The sequence below is a fragment of the Sulfuricurvum sp. genome, from assembly GCF_019163035.1.
In the GTDB taxonomy this organism is placed as follows: domain Bacteria; phylum Campylobacterota; class Campylobacteria; order Campylobacterales; family Sulfurimonadaceae; genus Sulfuricurvum.
Window position 1 is genome coordinate 1 of record NZ_JAFLKV010000046.1, and the last position, 5,773, is coordinate 5,773.

The 5,773-nt window shown below is 43.5% G+C and carries 7 protein-coding genes; all 7 read left to right on the forward strand.

Annotated features, from left to right (window positions below; genetic code table 11):
• Nucleotides 1–635, forward strand: a 635-nt coding sequence (locus tag JZU62_RS04255; protein WP_295012232.1) for a sulfatase-like hydrolase/transferase, incomplete at its 5' end; no start/stop codon positions are given.
• Between the two features lie 10 nt (nt 636–645).
• Entirely contained in the window at nt 646–1,302 is a 657-nt protein-coding gene (locus tag JZU62_RS04260) for a phosphatase PAP2 family protein (RefSeq protein ID WP_295012234.1), read from the forward strand.
• A 1-nt stretch (nt 1,303) separates the two neighbouring features.
• Nucleotides 1,304–2,803: a peptide-binding protein gene (locus tag JZU62_RS04265; RefSeq protein WP_295012236.1), complete on the forward strand. Its 1,500-nt coding sequence runs from the start codon at nt 1,304–1,306 to the stop codon at nt 2,801–2,803.
• Nucleotides 2,800–3,444 (forward strand): HAD family hydrolase, encoded by a 645-nt coding sequence (locus JZU62_RS04270; RefSeq protein ID WP_295012238.1) that lies wholly within the window; start codon nt 2,800–2,802, stop codon nt 3,442–3,444. The genes JZU62_RS04265 and JZU62_RS04270 overlap by 4 nt, the downstream gene beginning before the upstream one ends.
• Nucleotides 3,445–3,566: 122 nt before the next feature.
• Nucleotides 3,567–4,124 carry a pyruvate flavodoxin oxidoreductase subunit gamma gene (locus tag JZU62_RS04275; protein WP_295012240.1) on the forward strand — a complete coding sequence of 186 codons (558 nt, stop codon included), beginning with the start codon at nt 3,567–3,569 and terminating at the stop codon, nt 4,122–4,124.
• A gap of 10 nt (nt 4,125–4,134) precedes the next feature.
• Nucleotides 4,135–4,548: a 4Fe-4S dicluster-binding protein gene (locus tag JZU62_RS04280; RefSeq protein ID WP_295012241.1), complete on the forward strand. Its 414-nt coding sequence runs from the start codon at nt 4,135–4,137 to the stop codon at nt 4,546–4,548.
• Complete coding sequence (locus tag JZU62_RS04285) at nt 4,548–5,771, forward strand: 2-oxoacid:ferredoxin oxidoreductase subunit alpha (RefSeq protein ID WP_295012242.1); 1,224 nt, start codon at nt 4,548–4,550, stop codon at nt 5,769–5,771. The genes JZU62_RS04280 and JZU62_RS04285 overlap by 1 nt, the downstream gene beginning before the upstream one ends.
• Nucleotides 5,772–5,773: the final 2 nt, after the last annotated feature.

Here is a 5,773-nt window from a genome sequence, read left to right on the forward strand (position 1 = left end):
ATTCCAAAGGGGTTGCAGATCGTGTAACCTATGAAGATTATCAAAGTCCGAAAAACAATACGATTTGCGATGAAGAGTGCCGAGACGAGGGGATGCTAGTCGGATTGAATGAGTATATAGAAGCTCATCCGAAAGGGGACATCCTGATTGTCTTGCATCAGATGGGGAACCACGGTCCAGCGTATTATAAACGCTATACCAAAGCGTTCGAGAAGTACACGCCGGTGTGTAAAACCAATCAGCTCGAGCAGTGTTCTAAAGAGGAGATTACCAATGCGTATGACAATACCATCCTCTACACCGATACCTTTTTAACGAAAGTGATCGGTTTCCTCAAAGGAAATGATGAGAAGTTTGCGACAGGGATGTTCTATCTCAGCGATCACGGAGAGTCGTTGGGGGAAAACGGATTATATCTTCATGGATTCCCGTATAATATCGCTCCTGAAGCGCAAAAGCACGTTCCCGCCGTGATGTGGTTTGGTAAACAATTTAACATCGATAAAGCTAAAATCGCCTCTTCTGCGAAAGAGCCTCAAACGCACGATTCACTCTTTCATACTCTTTTGGGATATTTAGAGGTTAATACGACTATTTACAAACCAGAACTCGATCTACTGCATGTCGGTCGCTAAGCAGTTATGGGTGAGTGCGATTGCACTCACCCTAAGCGTAATCTTTTTTGGTCTAAGCGGTACTGATATTTGGGTACAAAATCATTTTTATAATCCGCTAGAGAATAAATGGCTTCTTGATCGTGATGAACCGATTTTAAAATTTATATTTTATGACGGGATCAAACGGCTTATTATTATCCTTAATGTACTCGTTTTGATCGGATTGATTCTTTGGTGGAAGAAGCCGTTTTTGGCACAGTATCGTCGAGGGTTGGTAATCGTTGTTTTATCTGCGATTTTTGTCCCTTTGGTCGTGGGTAGTTTCAAAGCTTTGACCAATCTCCCTTGTCCAAAAAATTTGGAAATCTACGGTGGAAATTATCCTCATACCTGTGTATGGGAGAAATACCCAAGCACGTTTTGCCAAGAAGGGAAAATCAAATGCTGGCCCGCAGGTCATGCGAGTGGCGGATTCGCTTTGTTGTCACTCATCTACTTGTTTCGTACCCGTAAAGCAAAAATACTCGCCGGATCGGTAGCAATGGCTATCGGATGGAGCATGGGAAGCTATAAGATGCTTATTGGGGACCATTTCCTCAGCCATACGTTTATTACGATGGTGATGGCATGGTTTATCATCTCTTTGATTGTTTATACGATAGAGCGATGGCAGAAGAGGGGATAGATTGAAATTTTTACTACTCCTTTTACAAAGCGTCTGGCTGATCGCTTCGACCCTTCATCTGAGTGCTTCCTCGAATCCCGCTCGCCTAAATCCCTTGATCGCCACCGATTCGGCGAGCTCCTCCATCGCGGGGTTTTTGTTTAATTCGCTGGTGAAATATGATGAGAGCGGTCAAAAAATCATCGGCGATTTGGCTGAATCGTACCGTTTTGTCACCCCGACACTCATTGAGTTTAAATTGCGGCATGGGGTGAAATGGCATGATGGGAGAGCTTTTAGCGCTTCGGATGTCCGCTTTACCTACAACCTGATCAAAGCACCGACAACGATTACCCCTTATGCCTCTGATTTTCGGGTTATCAAGAGTGTCACCGTCATTGATGATTATACCTTGCGTGTAGCGTATGAAAAGCCTTATTTCAAAGCATTGGAAGTGTGGATGATGGGGATTGTCCCCGAGCATCTGTTGAAAAATGACAAAGACATTATGGGGTCTAAATTTAATACTCACCCCATCGGGACGGGTCCTTATATCCTTAAAAAATTGGAATTTTCAAAACAAGTAGTACTAGAAGCCAATCCCAACTATTTTGAGCACAAACCGAAGATTGAAAAAATTGTTTTTCATGTGATCAGCGATCCGATGACACGGTTTTTAATGCTAAAATCGGGACAAATGGATGTGGACGGACTCGATCCGATGCAGTATGAACGGCAGTTGGATAGATCATTTCACAAACAATTTTCGACGCTGGAACTTCCCTCTCACAGCTATACCTATTTGGGCTTTAACCTTCGTCTCAAAAAATTTCAAGATCTACGTGTTCGTGAAGCGTTGTCGTTAGCGATTGATCGAGAGGCATTGATCGATGTATTGTTTTTAAAACACGGCAATGTTTGCACCGGCCCTTTTTTACCGGGGAGTAAAGGTTTTAATGATCAGGTAAAAGCACCCAAACAGGATTTGGTTCGGGCAAAAGCGCTTTTAAAATCAGCGGGTTATACCAAAGATCATCCTCTGGAATTTGAAATCGCCACCTCAAACTCCAATGCGATCCGCCCGTATGCGGCAGAGATTTTGCAGCGACAGCTTCTGGATGTCGGGGTCAAAGTGACATTGCGGGTGATGGAGTGGCAAGCATTTTTGAATACGGTGGTATCTCCGCGTAAATTCGATACGGTATTGCTGGGGTGGTCGTTATCTCTAACCCCTGATCCGTACGCGCTATGGCATAGTGATAGTGACGTAGCGGGAGGTTTCAATCTCATAGGGTACCACTCAAAGCAAACGGATAGATTGATTGAACAAATGGAGAGCTCAACCGATACTGAGAAAATCGCCTCCTTACAACGCCAAATCTTTGGTCAGATTGTGGGGGATAATCCGTATCTATTTTTGGTCATTCCCAATGAAATCAACGTCTTTAACCGTCGGGTTAAGGGGATAAAACCGAGTATTAACGGTATTTGGGAAGATTACATTGACTGGGAGAAAAAATGAAACCTATAATATTATTCGATTTGGATGGAACTTTGATCGACTCGACCGAAGCGATTTTAGAGAGTTTTCACCACTCACTTCGTATCCATGGAGGCGAAATGGCGGTGAGTGATACGATGATAACCTCACAGATCGGGCACACATTGGAGACGATGTTCGCAGGTATCGGAATCGACTTAGAGCACATAGATGCCCACATCGCTACCTACAAACTCTATTACCGAGAAATTTCGCGTCAAAAAACGATTCTTTTACCTTATGCACTGGATGCGGTTTGTGAGGCAGCTACGTTTGCCCGTTTGGGGATCGTAACGACGAAAACAGGGCTCTATTCACGGGAGCTAATGGAGCATTTTGGGATGATGGAGTATTTTGAAGTGTTGATTGGACGTGAGCACGTGGAGAATCCTAAACCCCACCCTGAGCCAATTTTTAAGGCGCTGGAGCAAATGGGGGGAACAAACTCTTCCGTCTGGATGATCGGAGATACGAGACTGGATGTTGAAGCTTCTAATCGCGCTGGAATAGGGTGTGTAGCAGTAACAAGCGGATATGAGAATGAGGAACAATTGAGAACGTTGACCAATATTATAAAACCTAATTCACTTGAAGCGGTCAAATATATCGCTCAGAGGGGCTGAAAGTAACATTTTTGCTTTGGATTGTCATCTCTAAAATAGTGAAAAGCTACATTTAAGAGCAACTTTCATAGAATACACGTATTGATAAAATTCAACTTAAACTTAAGTCAGAGGGAGAATTCATGCTAGAGATTCGATGGCATAGTCGAGCCGGACAAGGTGCTGTAACAGGTGCAAAAGGTCTGGCTGACGTTGTATCCACCACCGGTAAGCATGTTCAGGCATTTGCGTTTTACGGATCAGCAAAACGTGGAGCAGCGATGACAGCGTACAATCGCGTTGATGATAAAGTCATCCTAAACCACGAAAAATTTATGAGTCCGGACTATGTTTTAGTTATTGACCCAGCATTGGTATACGTTGCTGATATTACAGCAAATGAAAAAGAAAATACGGTTTATATCATTACAACCCATATGAGTACAGAAGAACTTGTCGCTTCTCAGCCAAAATTGGCAGGGAAAAAAGTTTTTACGGTCGATTGTATTAAAATTTCACAAGAGACGATTGGAAAAGCGATCCCTAATACCCCAATGCTGGGTGCATTGATGAAAGTATCGGGAATGTATGAAATGGATTTTTTCAAAGAAAATATGATTCGTGTACTTAAAAAATTACCACAAAAAATTATCGATGCCAACATGATCGCGATTCAACGCGCATATGATGAAGTGAAATAAGGAGCACATGATGGAAAAACAAGGATGGGATGGGTTCGAAATCGGTGCCATGCTCCGAACATTTGAGGGAGCGGTAAAAGACATAGCTACAACACTCCCTGAAAATCGCCCTTATTCACAATCAAGCTCGTTTACCGCGAGTGTTGCTGACTGGCGTATTGAAAAGCCTTTGTTTAACAAAGACTATTGTATCGATTGTCAATTTTGCTGGATATATTGCCCTGATATGTCAATCATATCGCGTGATAAAAAAATGGTCGGTATCGATTTCGACCATTGTAAAGGGTGCGGAATTTGTGTTCAAGTGTGTCCGACAAACCCGAAATCTCTTTTAATGTTCCCAGAACAAAAAGATGAAGAAGATGCCCTAGTAGAATGGCCTAAAAAAGAGAAAAAAGCTGATGCTGAAGTGAAGGAAGACTAATGGCTGATACAATCGAACTACGCGATATTGAGGTATGGGACGGTAATATGGCGGCAAGCCAAGCGCTTCGTCAAGTACAAGTTGACGTTGTTGCGGCATACCCGATTACTCCATCGACTCCTATAGTTGAAGGATATGCCGGTTTTAAAGCAAATGGCTATGTTGACGGCGAATTTGTTATGACCGAATCAGAACACGGTGCAATGTCATGTTGTATCGGTGCGGCAGCTGCGGGCGGACGTGTAGCAACGGCGACCAGTTCACAAGGATTCGCATTGATGTTGGAGACGTTGTACTCTGCATCAGGTATGCGACTTCCAATCATTCTAAATTTGGTAAACCGTGCTATCGGTGCTCCACTTAATGTTAACGGTGACCACTCTGATATGTACATGGGGCGTGACAGCGGTTGGATCCAATTCGGAGCTTATTGTCCTCAAGAGGCATACGATTTGAACTTTATCGCTTTCAAAGTAGCGGAAGATCATGATGTTCGTTTGCCGGCAATCGTTAACCAAGACGGCTTTATGACATCACATACAGCGCAAGGGGTTCACACTCTAAGTGATGAAGTCGCATACAATTTTGTGGGTCAATATCAACCGATGAATGATATGCTCGATCTTGATCATCCAGTAACTCACGGCGTTCAAACGGAAGAAGATTGGCATTTTGAACATAAAGCGCGTCAACAACATGCCCTGATGACAGCTGTGTTGCCAAAAATTCAAGCCGCATTCGATGATTTTGAAAAATTGAGCGGACGTAAATACAATATTGTTGAATCATACGACATGGAAGATGCGGAAGTATCGGTTGTTTGTATGGGAACATCAGTAGAAACAGCGCGTGAAGTAGCAAAAGAGATGCGTGCACAGCATGGTATCAAAGCCGGTGTTGTCGGTATCCGTGTTTTCCGTCCGTGGCCATTAGAGCAAATTGTAGCGGCCTTGAGCGGTGTAAAAGCAGTTGCTGCATTGGATCGTTCTAGCCCTCACGGCGCTATGGGTGCATTATTTAATGAGCTTTCAGGTTCATTGTTCAATGCTGATACTAAAGCGGTATTGACAAACTACGTCTATGGATTAGGTGGACGTGACTTGACCAAAGCACACTTAGTGAGTATCTTTACGGATCTTAAAGCCAATGCGGATGCGGGTAAACCGACAACTCCATTGCAACAGTACATCGGTCTTCGCGGACCGAAACTCTCTTTTTTCTAAGG